This window comes from Paenalcaligenes sp. DL 463 (genome assembly GCF_057475185.1).
Map to the genome: position 1 here is coordinate 1,999,134 of NZ_JBYBKX010000001.1, position 19,043 is coordinate 2,018,176.

14 protein-coding genes are annotated in these 19,043 nt (G+C 49.4%); 7 read left to right on the forward strand and 7 right to left on the reverse strand.

The features are described 5' to 3' along the window. Positions 1-6: 6 nt before the first annotated feature. The 3 genes from AC2UZI_RS09580 (at position 7) to AC2UZI_RS09590 (ending at position 2,679) form a co-directional block, all read left to right on the forward strand. Entirely contained in the window at positions 7-1,398 is a 1,392-nt protein-coding gene (locus AC2UZI_RS09580) for an ATP-binding protein (RefSeq protein ID WP_486943575.1), read from the forward strand. Beyond that, a complete protein-coding gene (locus tag AC2UZI_RS09585) occupies positions 1,395-2,093 on the forward strand; it encodes a response regulator (RefSeq protein ID WP_486943576.1) in 699 nt (232 codons plus the stop codon). Before AC2UZI_RS09580 ends, AC2UZI_RS09585 begins: the two co-directional genes overlap by 4 nt. Positions 2,094-2,199: 106 nt before the next feature. Then, positions 2,200-2,679 carry a Spy/CpxP family protein refolding chaperone gene (locus AC2UZI_RS09590; RefSeq protein ID WP_486943577.1) on the forward strand — a complete coding sequence of 160 codons (480 nt, stop codon included), beginning with the start codon at positions 2,200-2,202 and terminating at the stop codon, positions 2,677-2,679. Between the two features lie 122 nt (positions 2,680-2,801). Here the strand turns inward: AC2UZI_RS09590 and nadC are convergent, their stop codons facing one another. Beyond that, a complete protein-coding gene (gene nadC, locus AC2UZI_RS09595) occupies positions 2,802-3,692 on the reverse strand; it encodes a carboxylating nicotinate-nucleotide diphosphorylase (protein WP_486943578.1) in 891 nt (296 codons plus the stop codon). 148 nt (positions 3,693-3,840) lie between these two features. Next, the gene (locus AC2UZI_RS09600) at positions 3,841-4,791 is read right to left on the reverse strand and encodes an NUDIX hydrolase (RefSeq protein WP_486943579.1); all 951 of its coding nucleotides are present in this window, start codon (positions 4,789-4,791) and stop codon (positions 3,841-3,843) included. 283 nt (positions 4,792-5,074) lie between these two features. On the opposite strand from AC2UZI_RS09600, the gene AC2UZI_RS09605 reads away from it, so the two are divergent. Further along, positions 5,075-6,724, forward strand: coding sequence for a methyl-accepting chemotaxis protein (locus tag AC2UZI_RS09605; protein WP_486943580.1), 1,650 nt, complete (start codon positions 5,075-5,077; stop codon positions 6,722-6,724). 212 nt (positions 6,725-6,936) lie between these two features. Then, the gene (locus AC2UZI_RS09610; protein ID WP_486943581.1) at positions 6,937-8,604 is read left to right on the forward strand and encodes a methyl-accepting chemotaxis protein; all 1,668 of its coding nucleotides are present in this window, start codon (positions 6,937-6,939) and stop codon (positions 8,602-8,604) included. A gap of 69 nt (positions 8,605-8,673) precedes the next feature. Here AC2UZI_RS09610 and ygiD read toward each other — a convergent pair whose 3' ends face one another. The 4 genes from ygiD to AC2UZI_RS09630 form a co-directional block, all read right to left on the reverse strand. Then, entirely contained in the window at positions 8,674-9,525 is an 852-nt protein-coding gene (ygiD, locus tag AC2UZI_RS09615) for a 4,5-DOPA-extradiol-dioxygenase (protein WP_486943582.1), read from the reverse strand. 36 nt (positions 9,526-9,561) lie between these two features. Continuing rightward, positions 9,562-9,873 (reverse strand): type II toxin-antitoxin system RelE/ParE family toxin, encoded by a 312-nt coding sequence (locus AC2UZI_RS09620; protein ID WP_486943583.1) that lies wholly within the window; start codon positions 9,871-9,873, stop codon positions 9,562-9,564. Continuing rightward, positions 9,870-10,142 (reverse strand): YlcI/YnfO family protein, encoded by a 273-nt coding sequence (locus AC2UZI_RS09625; protein ID WP_486943584.1) that lies wholly within the window; start codon positions 10,140-10,142, stop codon positions 9,870-9,872. Before AC2UZI_RS09625 ends, AC2UZI_RS09620 begins: the two co-directional genes overlap by 4 nt. Before the next feature lie 181 nt (positions 10,143-10,323). Beyond that, positions 10,324-12,174 (reverse strand): YaaW family protein, encoded by a 1,851-nt coding sequence (locus AC2UZI_RS09630; RefSeq protein ID WP_486943585.1) that lies wholly within the window; start codon positions 12,172-12,174, stop codon positions 10,324-10,326. A gap of 474 nt (positions 12,175-12,648) precedes the next feature. Between AC2UZI_RS09630 and AC2UZI_RS09635 the strand changes: the two genes are divergently transcribed. Beyond that, complete coding sequence (locus AC2UZI_RS09635; protein ID WP_486943586.1) at positions 12,649-14,082, forward strand: hypothetical protein; 1,434 nt, start codon at positions 12,649-12,651, stop codon at positions 14,080-14,082. 527 nt (positions 14,083-14,609) lie between these two features. Here the strand turns inward: AC2UZI_RS09635 and AC2UZI_RS09640 are convergent. Further along, the gene (locus AC2UZI_RS09640; RefSeq protein WP_486943587.1) at positions 14,610-16,304 is read right to left on the reverse strand and encodes an LA2681 family HEPN domain-containing protein; all 1,695 of its coding nucleotides are present in this window, start codon (positions 16,302-16,304) and stop codon (positions 14,610-14,612) included. 767 nt (positions 16,305-17,071) lie between these two features. Here AC2UZI_RS09640 and AC2UZI_RS09645 point away from each other — a divergent pair. Beyond that, on the forward strand, positions 17,072-18,874 hold the full coding sequence (locus tag AC2UZI_RS09645; protein WP_486943588.1) for a hypothetical protein: 1,803 nt from the start codon (positions 17,072-17,074) through the stop codon (positions 18,872-18,874). Positions 18,875-19,043 lie beyond the last annotated feature (169 nt).

Here is a 19,043-nt window from a genome sequence, read left to right on the forward strand (position 1 = left end):
AAGCCTATGCGTTTTAATCTGTTTTTAAAATTATTCTTGGCCATACTGACCACATCGATACTGGTGGTGTTAGCCATGGGTTTTGCCGTACGTTGGAGCTTCGAGCGCGGTTTCGTTAGTTACATTGAAGAGCGCGAACAACAGCGAATTGAATCTTTATCGCAACTGCTGATTGAAGACTATATCGAGTTCGGAAGCAATTGGGACTTCATGCGTGACGACCGCTCTCAGTGGTGGCGTACTTTGCGCGCTATCAGCCAACCTCAATTCGACGGCACGGGACGCCCCCCACGTCGTCCGGCAGCCACGCCACGCACCGCCCTACTTGACCAACACGGTGAGCTGATTGCGGGTAACTTCTCTAAAGACGAAGTTAACGTACAACATTACCCGCTCGAAATCGATGGAAAAACCGTAGCCAGCCTGATCGCCCCTACCCCAAAAGCCCATTTTCTGGATGCCAATGCCGAGCGTCGTTTTCAAGCTCAGCAGCTTTCAGCCACATGGTCCATTGTGATGCTGTGCGTATTACTCGCCGCCTTGGTTAGCTACATACTGGCCCGCCGTTTACTGCACCCCATACGCCGTATCGGCCAAGCCACACATCAATTGGCCGCCGGCGACTACGCCATTCGCATTGTCACGAACAGCAGCGACGAACTTGGCCAGCTAGCCAATGACTTTAATGCCTTAGCCAGCGCCTTAGAAGCCAACGAAAAGCTACGAATGGCATTGGTTGCCGACATCTCGCACGAACTACGCACCCCCCTTGCCGTCTTACAAGGCGAAATCGAAGCCTTACTGGATGGCCTACGCCAGCCCACCCCTGAAACGCTGCAATCGTTAAAACAAGAAATCGTACATTTAAACCAACTAATTAACGACTTATACGTGCTGTCTCTGGCTGACGCGGGTGCCCTGCATTATGACTTTGACGACCAAACCGACGTGGCTACGATCATTCATCGATGCTACGAAACCATCAGCCCTCGTTTTCGCGCGGCAGGTATTCATGCCACCCTTAACTGCGAAGGCCAGCTTAAGGTCTACGGCGACGCGCTACGTCTCACCCAAGTGTTCACCAATATTCTAGAGAACTCCCTACGCTACACCGATACCCCCGGCCAGCTACAATTACACTGCCACCACGACACCCACCACGTATACATTACGATTGATGACAGCGCACCCGGCGTCACCGCCGATGATCAAGAGCGAATTTTCGAGCGCTTGTATCGCGTTGATCGCTCGCGCAATCGAGCCCAAGGCGGCGCAGGTCTTGGCTTAGCCCTTTGCCAACGTATTATTCACGCGCATCGCGGTCGTATCAGCGCAGCCAGCTCGCCCTTAGGCGGACTTCAATTACGTATTGTTCTCCCTCGACATCAGCAAAAATGAACCCTACCATTCTTATCGTTGAAGACGAACCCAAACTTGTAGACTTGCTAAGCTTGTACTTACAGTCTGAGCACTTTCAAACCGTCGCCGTCAGTGATGGCAATAAAGTGCAAGCGGCCATTCAAGACCACCAACCCGATTTGGTGTTGCTCGACTTAATGCTACCGGGCAAAGACGGCCTAAGCGTCTGTAAAGAAATACGCCAACACAGTGACCTACCTATTATTATGGTCACGGCCAAAGTCGAAGAGCTGGATCGGCTATTGGGCCTAGAGCTGGGCGCGGACGACTACATTTGCAAGCCCTACAGCCCCCGCGAAGTCGTGGCACGCGTTAAGGCCGTGTTACGACGCCATCAAAAAAACAGCACGAAAGACAACGCCCTTAACAGCGCTGTCTACATCAACGAAAAGACCTACACCGCTAAGCTAGACGGCGTGTTGTTAGAGCTTACCCCCGTCGAATTCCGCATTTTTGCTCAATTTACCAAAACCCCCGGTAAGATCTATTCGCGCCAGCAGCTACTGGACTTAATCTACGACGATCACCGCGTGGTCACCGACCGCACGGTAGACAGCCATATCAAAAACCTACGCCGTAAATTACACGCGGTAAGGCCCAATCAAGATGTGATTAAATCCATTTACGGAGTGGGCTACCGCTACGAAGACGACTTCCCCGACACTACAACTTGAAGCTTCTCTGCACATTTTATTCATAGTTCTTCCGTTTTTGCTGCACAGTTACGCCCTAAGATAGCACTGTAGCCAACGAATGTTGGTCATTATTACGGAGCAACTTATGATTCATTTAAAAGCCACATTCAGTGTTTTAGCCCTAAGCGGTGCCTTGTTAGCCGCCCCCATGGTGGCACAAGCCCATGATGTCGGGCATCGCCACGAATCAGGTGCTAAACACCATCACAAAGTAGGCTTTAACGGGCATCACCACGCTTGGAAAAAACTGGACTTAAGCGAAGAACAAAAAGATAAGATGTTCGAATTGCGTCACGCCCAAGCGCCCGTCGTGCGTGATCTTCACAAAGACGTCAAAGCCGCCCGCCTTGAGCTACGCGAAATCGCTAAAGCTGACACGTTTGACGAAGACAAAGCCAAAGCGGCCAACGACAAACTTGCGCAAGCTCAGGCTAGCCTCAACTTACACCGCCTTAAGCATCAGTCCGAAGTCAAAGCCATTCTCACCGCTGACCAACGCAAAACATTGGCCGAACAAAAGGCCACACGCGGCAAACGTGGTGGCGATAGCGATAAAAAAAGCTAAGCACGATTCACCTACAGTGAACACACTGTAAGTCACACGCTTGAAGCATAAAAAATGGCAGCCTAAATACGCTGCCATTTTTATTGAAACGCCTCACACACCTTAAAGGTCTGCTGACTGGTTTATGCCGTTGCCCATGCATCCAAACCAATGTCTAGCACTTTTGCACTGTGGGTCAACGCCCCTATCGCAATACGATTAACACCGGTTTTAGCCACGTCTACAACCGACTCAGGCGTAATCCCCCCTGACGCCTCGCTAGTAGCCCTGCCATCAATACGACGCACCGCTTCCGTCAACATGCTGATCGACATGTTATCAAGCAAAATGACGTCCACCCCCAACGCTAAGGCTTCGTCTAACTGCTCCAAGGTGTCCACTTCAAGTTCGATTTTTACCAAATGACCAATGTGTGCACGCGCACGAACAATGGCAGGTTCAATACCCCCTGCAATCGCCACATGATTATCTTTAATTAAGACGGCATCATCTAAACCGAAGCGATGATTGCTACCCCCGCCCACACGAACGGCGTACTTCTGTACTGCCCGTAAACCCGGCATGGTTTTACGAGTGCAGGTGACTTTAGTGCCATACGGGGCAATGGCTTGAGCAATGGCTGCCGTGGCGGTGGCCACACCACTTAAATGACATAAAAAATTCAACGCGGTACGCTCGGCACTTAACATGGCGCGAGCTGGACCGCGCACGGTGGCTATGACACTACCCGCCTCTAGCACCTCGCCGTCGTGTAAGGCGGGTTCAAATGCCAAGCTATCGTCCATCAAGCGAAACGCCAAACGCGCCGCATCAATACCCGCCAGCACCCCGGCCTCGCGGGCCACCACTCGGGTCATGGTACGAGCGTCAACAGGCACCACGGCATCACTGGTAATATCACCCGCACGCCCCAAATCTTCTAGCAACGTCGCCCTGACCAAAGGCTCTAACATCGCCAGCGGTAATGGCGCCACGTGTGTACGCGCCATGGCTTGCGCTGTTTGACTGGTCATCTTAGTGGTCATCTCGTTAATTATGCTCATATTGAGTATTTTATTGATGAAAAAATGGGCACCTTATGATGCCGTTCATGCTTATGCTAAAGGCGAGCATAATTGACTGTCAAGCCCTACTGCAGGCAACAAGGCTAGACGAGCCTAACTACCCAGCTTGCTTGGCTAAGGGCAGTTTGCTGCCTGCAATCGCACGCTCTAACAGCACATCACCTCGGAAGCGAAACAGTTTCGCGGGGCGACCTGCACCACCTGAAACCACACCCCCCGTTTCTTCCACCAAATCTTGTTGCTCAATCAGGCGTCTGAAGTTTTGTTTATGCAGGCCACGGCCCGCTAAAGCCTCTACCGATTGCTGTAATTGCAGCAAGGTGAACTCGGGCGGCATTAACTCAAATACCACCGGACGGTATTTAATTTTAGCTCGCAACCGTGCAATACCCGTTGCCAGAATGCGCCGATGATCAAAATGCATGGGCAAACCCAAGGGCCCTTCGTCGCCTAGCTCGTCAATGCCATTTTCCACTCGTAAGGCCTCGGGCACCAACTTGGCTTCAAACAACAGCTCGTAACGTTGCAGCACCATGTCTTCATTCCATGTCGCTTGCTCAAAACCAAAGGCATAGCACACGCGCTGCCAACGCTGCATTTGTTCGGCTCGCAACGCTGCCGAATTCGCCCACGCTTGCAATTTAGGGTAAATGAACTCGGCCACTAAGCGAGGCTCGCCATCGCGGCCATCTTCCCACGGAAAATAACGATACCAATCTTGCCAGCCCACATCCGTCACCGACGGGCCATCGCCCTCTAGGGTTAAGCCTAAGTAACTAACGGAAATCACACGCTCGCCTGACGCAGCAAAACGCCCACGGTCGGCAAAGGTATAAAGCTGCTCGACATACCCCAAGGGATGATGCGTTTGCGTCTCTACCCACTCGCGTAACCCCGTTTGCAAAGAACGGTGCGCATGCTCAAGCGGACCCGACGGTAAGGTACGCGCACAGTCTGTGGTCAACACACGCGGTTCGCCCTGCGTTACGGCGGCTAACACGGCCACAAGCTCGGTGGATACAGAAAGATCAGAATGCGCTGATGTCACAAAAAAGCCTAAGACGAACAATAACCGTTATTTGCCAACGGAAAGCAGCGTCATTATAACCAGCCTATCCAACACAACGTTGAGCCTTATAACGAAAGAAATTAGTGTCTACCCTAAAGAAATGCGTAAAACTGCCGTCTACTCAACAATATGAGCACGCTATGTCCACGCCTAAAATAAGCAATAGATCAACAATCGTTTAGCGGGGCATCACGACCTTTTGGCTTTCAACGCTGGTTTTCACCTAACACCCTTAGGTGTGTTTTATTACAGTAGAACAACAATGCGCAAAAACTTTCCGGTTACACAGGTAGAAACACACGTACGTCCTGATCAATACTTGATCTCTAAAACCGACCTAAAAGGCCGTATTACCTACGCTAACCCCGCATTTATTGAAATCAGCGGTTTTAGCCGCGACGAACTCATCGGTAAAGCCCATAATATTGTGCGTCACCCCGATATGCCCCCCGCAGGCTTCCAAGACCTTTGGGACACCCTAAAAGCCAATAAACCTTGGCTAGGCTTAGTTAAAAACCGACGTAAAGACGGGGGCTACTACTGGGTACAAGCCTTGGTCTCGCCCATCTATGAAAATGAAAACGTAGTGGGCTACGCCTCGGTACGCGTCCGCCCCAGTGCCGAACAAATTGCGGAAGCCGCCGCTTTTTACGATCAGGTGAATCAAGGCACCGCCAAGGGTTACCGTCTGTACGAAGGTCAAATTACGCCCACCGGTTGGCGTTTGGCATTGCAACGTTTGCGCACCCCCTTCAATGCTTCGCTGCGCTCAAGCATGTTCAGGCAATCACTGCTGGTCATCGCCTTAACGGGTTTTAGCGCTTATACCGCCCTTACTGGCGGGCTTGCCCCCGAATACCGTACACCCGCCGGTATCGCGTTAGTCGCAGGCCTAATTCTTTATATGGCATACGGTTGGCGTATTACCCACCGTGTCGTCAGCCCCTTAAAAAATGCCTCGTTGATTGCACAGCAAATTGCGACAGGTAACTTAATGCTGCACATTTCCGATTCTGCCGCTACAAAAAACAGCGAAACCGATCAACTGTATTTTTGTTTAGAACTGATGCGCAAAAGCCTAACGGGTATTGCGTCTGACACGCGCCGGGGCATTGCGGCCTCGCTGCAAGCGGCCGATGTCTTGCACGCTAACAATAGACACCTTTCTGAGCGAACTGCTAACCAAGCTGATTCGCTACAAAAAACCGCCGCCAGCATGGAAGAACTAACCGTTACCGTCAAACAAAACGCTGACAATGCCCAACGCGCCAATCAACTGGCTGATAACAGCATGCAAACCGCCAAACGCGGGGCCGTAGCGGTAGACGAACTCGCTACCACCATGAAAGGCATACACGATAGTTCACGCCAAATTACGGAAATCGTTAACTTGATTGAAGGCATCGCCTTTCAAACCAATATCTTGGCACTCAACGCGGCCGTAGAAAGCGCCCGTGCTGGCGAGGCAGGGCGTGGCTTTGCTGTGGTGGCGGGTGAAGTTCGCAGCCTTGCCCAACGCAGCTCTAAAGCGGCCGGCGAAATCACAGAGCTGATCAACGAATCGGTAAGCCGCATGGTAGAGGGTGTCAAGAAAGCCGAGCAAGCTGGCGTCACCATGCATGAAATTGAAGCCTCTGTGCAGCACGTCAACGACATCATCAACGAAATCTCTTACGCCTCTGAAGAGCAAGCCATCGGCCTACAGCAAATTAACATCGCCATGGCCAATATGGATGACGTCACCCAACAAAATAACCGCTTAGTTGAAAACCTTGGGGCTACCGTTCACACCATGTCGGATGAAGCCCAAGAGTTAGAACAAGCCATTCGCGTACTGAATATGCATAACCAGCCACAGCTACCCAGCTCGAACTTGGTCACCACCGATGGTTTACACCCATCGACCCATTAATGTAAGCATTCGTATAATTTAAACTCAACACACCACAATTACTAACGAAATATTACCAAATAACGATGTTTTAACCATAAAGTAATTTAACGTTTCACCGTAACAAAGGTCTAGGCATACATTAACAATAAACGGGCCTTAATAGTATGGTGGTATCGGCATTAGCGCTTAGCCCCCTATTAAGGACAAAAATCGTTTTAGGGGACAAAGCCATGCGAATGAACCTACCCGTTACACAGGTCGAAACCGTTTTGGGGGATGCACAATACTTAATCTCCAAAACCGATTTAAAGGGGCGTATTACGTACGCCAACCTTGAATTTGTAGCGGTCAGTGGTTACACCCGCGAAGAACTCATCGGTCAGCCACAAAACATTGTGCGCCACCCCGACATGCCACCCGAAGCCTTTAAAGACTTCTGGGACACCTTAAAAGATGGCCGCCCTTGGATGGGCATGGTTAAAAACCGACGCAAAGATGGCGGTTTTTACTGGGTGCACGCCTTGGTCACGCCCATTGTGGAAAACGAAACCGTTACGGGCTATGCCTCAGTGCGTGTCAAACCCACGGCCGAGCAAATCAAAACGGCCGACGCCTTCTACACCCGACTACGCAACAATCAAGCCCGAGGCTACCGCCTTCAGCGTGGCAACGTGGTGCCGCGTGGCTGGCGTTGGGCGCTGCACAGCTTAACGCGCCCTTTTCAGAACACCATCCATGGCACCCAACTACGCACTGCCATTCTTAGCGTACTGGCCATTATTGTTACTGCTATCAGCGTTAGCCACCCAGCCCTAGCCCAGCCAGAAGGATTGCGCTACCTGCCCGCCCTGCTTATGGCCTTAGCTGTCATCGCCTATACCAGCCGCTTATCAAAACGTATTGCCACCCCCATACGCCATGCGTCGATGGTGGCCCAACAAATATCAACGGGTAATTTATTACTGAACTTAGAAAAGCAACGCCATGAAGGACTGGAAGAAATTCAACGCCTTTTCTTCAACCTCGACCTGATGCGCAAAGGGCTAATGGGGATTTCCAATGAAACCCGCAGCAGCGTCACGGCCACTGATCACGTGGCCAATCAGCTTGGCGAAGCCAATGAACACTTATCTAATCGGACGGTAGAACAAGCAAACGCGCTACAAGAAACCGCCGCCAGCATGGAAGAGCTGACCGCCACCGTGCAGCAAAACGCCGACAACGCTCAGTTAGCCAATACGCTCGCCACCAGCAGTTTGGACGCAGCCAAACAAGGGGGTGCTGAAGTACAAAACTTGGTTGGCACCATTCAAGACATACACCAAAGCTCGAAGAAAATTGCCGACATCGTCAACATTATTGAAGGCATCGCTTTTCAAACCAACATACTGGCCTTAAACGCCGCCGTAGAAAGCGCCCGAGCCGGAGAAGCCGGACGTGGCTTTGCGGTGGTGGCGGGTGAAGTACGCAGTTTGGCCCAGCGTAGCTCTCAAGCCGCCGGCGAAATCAAAAGCTTAATCGAAAACTCGGTGAGCTTGATCAACAACGGCGTCAATCAAGCCGAAGTGGCCGGGCGAAGCATGGGCAATATGGTAAAAGCCACCCAGCAAGTCAGTGAAGTGATCGCGGAAATTTCCAGCGCCTCGCTAGAGCAAGCAAGCGGCCTGCAACAGGTCAACCAAGCCATTACGCAAATCGATCACTCGACCCATCAAAACAGCGACTTCGTTACCCAACTAGGGCAAACCATCGCCCAACTTGCCAACGAAACCCATCAACTCGACATCGCTATTCGGGTATTGGCCACCGAAAGTCAGGCCGTTGAACACCGGCATGAACGTAACCGAGAAGCCAGAATCGTCGCGCCGGCACGGTTGAGATTAAGCAGTAGTCTGTAAAAGGGAAAGCGCCGTCAGTGTGGGCACTGACGGCGCTTTATCAACCTACCTACCTTTTACGTAGATCAACTACATATTCGTCTGATCAGGTGGTATGCCTTCGGGCAGTTTGGCTGCGCCAGACGGGCTTTGTCGTTGCGCCATTTCCGTGCCTAAGCCATAACAGGCCATGGAAATCGAACCCATAGTATGACCGCGAACCAAAGGCTCAAGCTTGCTATTGTCCGCTGCGGCTAAACTTGCCAGGTAAAGAAGCGGAATAAAATGATCTGGCGTAGGCACTGCTTTCGCGTAATCTGCGTGCTCGGTCATGCGTAAAATATCGGCAGGGTCGTGCATCAGTTGCTCGAACACAGCATCGTCAAAACGTTCGGCCCAGTCGTAGGCTAGATTCGCTTCGCGCCACTTCAAAGTTTGCAAGTTATGTACCACGTTTCCACTGGCCACAATCATCACACCCTGCTCTCGAAGCTTTGCTAAACGCGCCGCCAAATCAAGATGGTAATCCAAGGGTCTTAGCGCATTAATCGACAACTGTAGAACCGGAATATCGGCTTCTGGGTACATGTGTGCCAACACCGACCACGTACCATGGTCCAACCCCCACTGATCCCTATCTAAGCCCATCCACTGCGGCTTTACTAACTCCACAATCTCACGGGCCAGATCAGTATCGCCCGGCGCTGGGTACTGAAAATCAAACAATGCTTCTGGAAAACCATAGAAATCATGAATGGTTCGTGGGTTCGGCATGGCAGTAATCGCCGTCGCCCCAAAATACCAATGCGCTGAAATCACCAACAACGCTTTAGGCCGAGCTAGTTGCTGTCCAAAATTGCTCCACGCCTCGGTATAACCATTCTTTTCAAGGGTATTCATCGGGCTACCATGCCCAATAAACAGGGCCGGAGTTTTAGTCATACTGCATTCCTTTTAGCGTAATGTTCACGGTCTTTACTAATGATAATCAGACTCCCGTTGATGCCTGACTGCAAGAATCGTAACAATGCGATCGGGCTCAATCTCAAAAAGCGCCACATACCCGGCTGAACCAAACGGGATGATAAGCTCCCTTAAGTATGGATTGTCTGGTGTTGCTTTACGACAGTTATAGGGGAACTTCCTAAGCATATCCAGAGAACGGGTGATGCTCTCCAGCGCCATCTCGGCAAGACGGGTTGAGTTCAGATCTTGCTCTAACAAATAATCATAAAGACGAAGTAAATCTGACTGCGCTTCCTCAGTGAAACGGACCGAATAGTCCGTCATAAACCGCGCTTCGCTTTGGCCGTTTTTAAGGTTGACTGCAGTTGATCCAATACCGTTTCAGACTGCACATAGCGCCCCGTTTTCTGAGCGTTTTCACGTGACGCTAAGCCTCGAGCTATAAAATCAGCCTGATGCTTGCGCAACGCTATCTGGGCACGCACCGAAGACTCAATTAACTGAGATAAGGTCTCCCCCTCGTGAAGAACGTCTTCGGCATCATGACGAAGTTGTGGGTCGACACGTAACGAAGGAAGTGTGGCCGTTTTCATCCTAAGCCTCCAAAACTTAAATGCATCGCTTTTGCGATACATTTTACTTCCCTATCTGGAAGATGACAATTCGGCAAAGACCTCTGCACTACACAGTGCTTCAGGGTATAGGCCCAACAACACCTTGCCCCATATACTGCTAATGGTGTGATGGGAATTGGGCGTCCCGTCCCGCCCCCCCTCACGACTCAGCCGCAACCAAATCAAACAACTCAGCGTCAGCGATATGTCCGTCCTTTACATACAGCAGCATGTTTTGGTCTGCTCGGCTGAACAGTAGCTCATGCAGTTGACGGGTGTCTGAGGGCCCGGCGCTTAAGCTTTTATCCAACGCCTCTAACTTTGTATGAAGACGGTTGGTGACGTCGTCGGAAAGATCAGACAAAAACGACTTACTCATCGCCATTTGCGCACGGTAGATCTGCCGGTTTTCAGCGGCGACTGTATCCAGCTTGCCTAGCTGATCCAGCACACGCTCGGCATCGGCACGATAGCGCTCTTGCGACTGTTCAGAATAAAGCAGGCCGTTACTAACGACCCGTAATTGCGCTACCTGAACGTAGCCTCGCGCCCATTGCTGCATACGAGCCAAACTGTTCAAAATTTCATCACGAACCGTGCTGGAGCCGATCATCTTACTTGGCTCGATTTGTTCGACCTTACTGCGCTCGGCAACCATCTTGTTCTCAAAATATTGCCCAAGTTCGCTTAGGGTCGCTAAGTTATGCTCCAGACGATTCATTGCCTGTTGATTAACGCCTTCGCTTAAAAAATGGTCTAACACGCCTTGCGTGTAATCAAGCAGCCCGGCCAGCTTATCTTTACGTAAATTATCAAGATCTTCCTGCACCTCGTCTAACTGCTGCTTAATAACGTTTAGCTTCTCGTTAATGTCATGCAAGTGCTTCTGGCCCACAGCGGACGACAGTGCATTCCAAGCAACACCACTGATCAGCACATTCTGCAAACGCTCCGGCGAGCTTAGCCGAGCTTGCTCTGTAATTTTCTTGCCGGTCGTAACCCAACCCCGTTTACCGCCCTCTTCGCCCAAGGCATCAACAAGCTGACCATACGGAATACTACACAACACATACTGGCCACCACTTAATTCCGCTAAACCTGCCATACTCGGCAAATTAGACAACAACGGATTTAACTTACTGATATTCGAAGACGGTATTTTTCTACCCTTCAGTTCGGGCTTATCTTCCAGAATACTTAGACTAAGCAACGGCTTACCTGCCTCGTCCCAAAGCTTAACGCCACTGTCGTTGTGAACAGGCAAGTTTGACCGGCTACCACCCTTGGAGCTTGTAGATGAATTGGCATTGCTAACAGGAGCCTGTTGACGCAAGCGAACCCACCCTAGCTGTGCCACAAACGGAATCGTAATACGGTAGGCTTCTGCGCTTAGGCTTTGTACTCCCGCCCCCACCGTCGCTACAACAGCCGTAAGGGGGTTAAAGCGCACGCCCACCGACGCCGCCGCAAACAACGCCGTACTGGCTGACATCGACAACCCGACGGTTCTGCCCTGCTTATCAACCGCCAACGCCTTCTGCATTTTAAAGAAGCCCGACAACACCTTCGTGCTGGTACTACGCTCATACCGCTCAGCAAAAGAAAGCGTCCGCCAATTCTCACCGAACAGCGCCAAAGCGATATCGCGCTCTTTTTGCTCCAACGACTTTTCTTTAACCGCTTTACCGTTTAACTTTTTATAAACGTCATCCACAATCTCGCTGTACGACACAGCCGGTTTATCTAATAAGCGACGTGTCGCATTCGCGATCGAATGCCCACCAAAGTACTGCAGCTCTAGCGCCAAGCTTCGAAGCAAATCGCTAGGGTAACGCCCCTCTCGCGGATCAAAGCGAGCCATCACCAGCGTTTTCTTTAAATCGGCATCAAGCCCCGTACGCCCTTCCCCAAACGCCGTGATGACATCAACCAGCCCATCGATCTCATCTGGCAATGCACTCTGCAAACGTGTAAGCAACACCCCATCACACACCACCTGTTTTTTTGTCATTTCTTTTCCCATGTCACTGCTGTGCGAAGCACCGATGATAATAAATACCCATAGATCTTATACGTTATGTATTACATAAAAACAAATGGATACGTAAAGGAGGTGAGGAGCTGTAGTTAAGGGTTATTTTGTGCAGAGTGGGAGTTATTGTTGATGGGCCGAAATCTGGTATGGAAATGCTCTGTGGAAGCGGGGGAAAAGATGGCTGAGTTTGAGTTGGAAGCTGTCTTAAACGTGGCGAGAGTGAAGCTGGAATGCGGTAGATTGGATTGTTGTATTTTGTTACGATAGTCGCAAGAATAGCTGGTATCGGCCAGAAGCAGTCATTCCCCCGGCCTATGACGCGAGGGCCATAGTCACAGCTGTATGGCCGGATCTAGCCCGTCATAACCTCCCCAACTCGTCAGCGGGGTCAGAGCGCGACTCGCGCCACCGTACTCAGCGAGAGTTGATGACCAAGGAAACTTCACACCAATGAGCGAGCTGAATAGAAAACATGCCTTGGCGAAATTGGTCGAGGCATTGGACAGTTTGTATCTACAAGGTTCGTATGGCCACACAGCCTTGGGTGAAGAACAGGGCCTGCCCAATTTCGTTACGGCACGTAATGGACAACAGCGATTGTTTAATCGCCCCGCCAAGATAGCGCTGATGTCGTTGGTATGTGCCTGGCAGAAAGAGGTTCCCAGACTGGCTATCCGGGTGGAGAGCAAGGAGTTGGAGTCGCTGCTTCGCCAAACTGTTGCGGATCTCCATGCAGATAGAGTTCTGAGGGCAAGTGCATCGGAAAATCTGCGGCTGCTTGACGATACTGTACAGAAGGTGCTGCAACAGACTAAGACAGATTTCATCCACTCGTTCCCGGCTCGAACGTTGGGCATGGAGTATGCAGAACCGTTGGTAATCGGGCCGGTTACCGTGATGACTCGAGAGCAATGGCTAGAGATTGTCGAGTTCAGCGAATACGCCAAGAAAAATTCCCTGGAGGGCGAGGAAGCCAATCAGGACTGGAAAGCCGCACTACTTCTCGCTCTGGCGAAGCCAAAAGAGGTTGTGACACCTGACGAACCGCCAATGCCATGGCTGGCTGCGCAAATGTATGGACCACTTAAGACCGGTCGTTCCTTGGTGCGGGTGAAGCTGTCAGGCTACGAACGCTCCCTCTCCACGAAGGCTGCCCGCCATATCTGCAAGACGGCTCTGGACGGCTTGTCGCTAATACTGGGAGGCGAGAATCACTTTCATACCCAGACGTTGGCAGATGAGCGGATGGTTCCTGTTTCACACCATACGGTTATCGAGCAGGACGGGTTCCTAATGGCTCCTGGTTTTGGCCTCAGCAAGCAGGTGTCTGGCTTGAGCGGCAAGAAGGTGAAAGAAGCACTTGATGAGGAGCAGGCTCTCCCAATGCGGGATGCTCTGGCTCATATACTGGACGGGCTGGTTTCTCCTGCTTCGCACCCCCATCCACTATTGGCCATGCGCTGGGCAACAGCACTGGACTGGCTTGCCGAAGGTACACGCGAAGTCAGTGAAGCCATTGCGCTCGCGAAGATCGGTACAAGTCTGGACGTGCTCACCGAAGGCGGAAGGTTCGGAAAAATCCTGGACATGCTGATCCATCTGACTGGGTGTAACGAGGAGACCGAATTCAGGGTTGGAGCCAATCACCGCACTTTGCGATGGCTGGTGAGAGAACTTTACGACCACGGGAGATCCAAAATTCTACATGGCAATGTGTTCGATCGTCTACAGACGTTTGCCGAAGTTCGTCAGGTTGGTGCCATGCTTGCCAGGATCGCGCTCATCGAGTGTGCAATGCGTTTGAAACACTATACTGGTGAAGACGAGCACATAGCTTTTCGGACAATCCCGAAGGCCACGCTCAATCTGGAACCTGAGAAGTAGCGGTGGCTTCCACGGGAGATGGGGGCTTCTGGGCAAGGCCTGAAAGCGTGTGAACCTTCGGCCTTGCCTTTTTAGCTAAGTAAATCGGGTCGCGAGGCTGAGTGAAAGCTCGGCCAAGTTGGAAGTTCGAGGTCTTCTCACCATTATCCGGGTCAAGAAAATCGCATACAGAGCGATCTGAGAGGTCAGTTTTTTGTCGAGACCTGTACCGGATGTGTTTCCACACAGCCTCGATCGGATTCGACCATCTGTCCTTGGCTACGATCGGCCAAAAGCCGACACTTGTGCCTTCCGTAGGCCATCGACTTGCTTGTACCGTGCATCAAACCCCTCTCCCCAGTTGTAGACACTCTCGCCGACGACCCGAGTAAAATTTCCATTGTCAACAGGAGATATTTATAGGGGTTGTTGATTTGATTAAGCCCTTTATTTTGACTTTTTTCAAGCTTGTTATTTTAAAGCGAAGCGACCACCAGATAGGCGGGCCACCGCTCGCCATTATCCGTAATCAAGGCAATCCGCTTTGTTTACATGTAGGGTACGTCTCGCTCCAGTCGGATGGAAACATCATCGTGTGGCTTGTTGCGCTCATGGTATTGAATGGACAAGGCCAAATACATCAATGCATTTCTGGATAGCTTAATAAGTTCCAGAATCTGCTCCTCGATATGTTCGACAGAAACCGCCAAGTGGAAGGACTGTAATCGAATTTTTTCCTCTATATTGTCGTTTAGTGTTTGGTATTCATTAGACAATTCATCTAGATTTTCTCTTGTCTTTATTGCTTCATCTAGGGTGTTTTTTGAGTTGTAGTGTTTTTGGGAAAGCTCGTATCCGAAGCCATCCACGATTTTTAATGACTTATGTTCAAGAGCGTTTCGTATTTGGTTAATTTGATTCGCGGCTGGAAACGTTGTTTCGGATAAATACAACACCTCATCGGTATTTGGCTTTTGATTCCTTTTGGGCGGACGTCTGACGTCATTGATGTCTTTGCTTAAAAAATACAAAGCCGAAAGAAACGGATTTTTTATGTTTTCTAACCATGCGGCTGATTTTTTTCCTGATACAAAAATACGTTTTATATTAACATCATGCTCTTCCAGTTCGTCTGGACTTACCTTGTAAAACTTGTACGTAAAAAACGCTATCTTATCTAGCAGCGAATATAGGCATCGAAGAGCCGTTTTGTAGCTGTTGGTTTTGATATTGTTGATTGAGTAATCCAAGCTATTGACCTGCTTGTACGTAGAGTTATAAAAGTGCTCAGCGTCTTCAGGCATTTGTAATGCCGAGAAGAAAGTATGTCTCGCATAACAAAACGTATCTTTTAACTCGTCAAAATGGGCGTGATATGCTAATTCTTCACTTAACAGCAAAAGTGGATTTATCTTGCTGGAAAATGATGGGAGACTTAAGCAATCTTCATATGCATATTCTTTGGTGTTTACAACGTTTGTCATGTTGAGGAACAGCTTATTTCGCCCAACCCAGTCTAAATAAATTTTATGCTTGGGATTTTTAAAATTCTCTTTGTACGTGTCCGAGTGGTCAGTTTCGAGGTAATCGGGATATTTATCTTCAAAATATTCTATGTATGACTTCTGTCGCTTCTTCAATATTTCAAATTTCTCTTTGTCACTTTCTATCGTCACACTATCCGGTAATAATGACTCTTTTGTTAACTTGTATATTTCCTTAGAAAAAAAGAATCTTGAGTTTTCATCGTATACGGTATTGTTAAATTCTATTAGGCATCGGGCTTTGGTCACAAGCCCGAATGCGTTTTTCACGGCTATAGCTCTATCGTAAAACTCAAGAGCCTCAATATGTCTACACTGCTCAGTCAAATAATTGGCAAGATTTATGTTAATCCGAGAATATAATTCGAAAAAGCTCAAAACCAGCTTTCTCCCACCAATTTTTACTGTGTGATATTCCTCTTTATCGTCTTTTAGCTCATTCAATGCCTTTCTTAAAAAGTAAACCGCATTGCTTATACTGGGCGAATACCAATCCTTTTGTACTGTGGCGGAGTAGACAGCAGAGTACCCCGTCCCAATGACGTAATATAGTTGTGCTGTTAGAAATGGCGTTTCACATTTTTTTTGATGTTGGCGACGGCAGTATTTTTCAAGGTCATGATGATTACCATCTATGTATTCATCCATTTCCTTGCTAATTCTTTCGAGATTTTGATAGCTAACTAATTGGTCATCCATTTTTTCTCTCATCCCAACCGTTCTATTCCTTACGTCCAGATTAGCACTGATGGTTCATCGCACGTCTCCAGAGCCGACGTACTCTCAACCGTCTGGATCGACACACAGAAGCTTGTAACGCGTCTTTGGCCGGTATCCACTACCGGGCCAAACCAGCTTTTAAAAGTGTTAGAAAAGACTATCCTTGCGATGGCGGCTCTCTCTGAATCTTCAATTCTGGATTTTCGAACACACTCAGCTGGCATAGGAAGAATACTGGAGAAACCCTCCTGGCGCGACGGAAGGAGTATGTACTTCCGACGAGATGTCAGTCGGCATTGTCGTTGCAGGCGCAGCAGGTCTTGACTACCGTGGCCGCTACTAGCGCCAACGGACTGTGGGGTCGTGGCATGGGCAAGCATCTACTTTAGCCCCAAAGTGCCGGACTCAAGCGGCAGCTTAGGATCGAATTGCGACAGTCGCGAATCGGCCATACTAGCCATTGGCTATCCACCAAGGACCCGGGCGACATATAGAAATTACGCCACTACATACCTTACAGCCGGCCTTCGTGCGGGCTTTTTTTACGTCTATCCCTCTCATAACATTTCATTAAGTAACAAGCATGGTATAACAATAGCGTAGTCGGCTATCGGCCAGAGGTGGACGGTCAATGGTGCGAACCGAAAGCGGGCATCTGCTGTATTGGCACAGCCTACGCGGTATGCCGTGTCAATCAAAGAATAAAACGTGTGGGCTCCTGAATCCCACCTTGCAAGGCTAGGACAATGTCGACACAAACAAAAATCAAATCCATCTCGATTGAGAATGTTCGTGGCATCTCTTCGGCAAAGTTTATCTTTGACACTCCAGAGATGCTAGGTAACAAATTCCATTTGCTAGTTGCCCCGAATGGCTTTGGGAAAAGTTCATTTGCAGGGGCCTTTTCAAGCCTTAAGCCTCGAAGTCTTAAACCGCCTTTTTCTTTGCTCCACAAGAAGGATGAGGCTAATAAGGCGAAGCTGGAAATCACCTACTCGGTAGATGGCGTAGATAACACAGTTAGCGCTGACGAAGAAAGCAATGATATTTTTAAAGTATTCTCTGTTGCCGTAATCAACTCCAAGTTGAAGCCACGAGCGGTAGCCAAAACAGGCTTCCAGCAATTCGCGAAGGCAACAGCATCCTTAATCATTGAGCCAATTGTTCTTGTTGACAAGGCCCCAAGAAAGCCAAGCAAATCCTTTGCGACCTCAGAATTCAAAAAAACATTCGGGGCCTCTGGGAAAATTCTTACAAACATTCAACCGTTCTTGGATAATGATCTGTTATTGAGGTCCATCTTGTCTTTATCCGGTATCAGACGATTTACCCAAAAGGCAGTGTGGAAAAAGCTTAATCCGATTATTCTCGATATAAACGCTCAGACAGGGACAATTGATCAGATAGTTACTTGGATTGAAGAAAATAAACTTTCAGAGCTACAGGATATCCCAGAGTTGGAGGCCATCGCCACTCTACTGGCTGATTTCCAAGACCTCAGTGAGGTGAGTCGGTACTTAATAGCTTATCAGTTTGCTCAAGCTTACAAGGAAGACGCCAACCTGCTACGTGATCATCTCGTTTGGCGCTCCTACCTCAGTGGCAAGAAACGATGTGAAGAGCTTCTAAAAAGTGTCAACTCTAACCCAACTTGGATTGCTGTTTCTATCAAAGAGACGAAAGGAAAATTGGTCGCTGAGTTTCCTGAGGCCACAAGAATGTCGAATGGACAACGTGATCTCTTGTCATTCGTTGCGCAGTTGATGAAAGCAGAGTTCCAATTATCGGGAGCGCGTGCAATCCTGATCATTGATGAAGTATTTGATTACTTAGATGAATGTAATTTGCTGGCTGCTCAGTTCTACGCATCTAGATTCATCGGACGATTTAAATCCACTGGCGCTGAAATTTTCCCACTATTCTTAACTCATCTAAATCCTGAGGTTTTTAAGCACTCGGCTTTAGGACTCGGTAAAAAAGACATTCGAAAAGTGCATTTTTTGGATAAAGCGAGTGACTCTAGTCGGAGAGCGGGCATTGCGGCGATGGTGAAACTGCGTGATGAGGTTGATCTCAAACCATACATTGGCAAGTACTTCTTTCACTACCACCCGAAAAATTGCGATCAAGAAGCATTATTCAAAGGGTATGGCCTGAAGGAAACGTGGGGAAAGTCGCACAATTTTTATGCGCACGTCTTTAAAGAGTTCGTAAAATATCGTTCAGGCGAGGGCGAGGCTGATTTTGTGGCAGCCTGTGTGGCTGCCCGTATCGCAATCGAGAAACACGCATTTGACCAAGTCCAAGCAGCGGATCAATCTCGATTTACAGATGAGTTTTGTAAGGGAACATCTGACAAGTTGGATTTTGTTGAACAACTTGGAGGCACAGTACCCGAGTCGCACAGGCTTCTCGGGTTGCTTTACAACGACATACTTCACCACAAAGACAATTTCGACTATATCTCCGCAATCGTTTCGAAGATGAGGAACCCAGCTATTCGTGGGATGATGAGCGAGATTCCGATATCATCATTTAGTGATGAATGACTCAAATCGTACTGTTATACCAAATCCCACTGCTCACTATGCGTGACCGACTGTTTCCCCAAGCCCTGAGTGACCGCAACGGGTCGGGTGCAGCCCGATTTCGTTTCCGCATCTGTATGCCAACGACATAGAGTAGTTGCTGCAAACTGAAACTCCTTCGCTAAAAAGG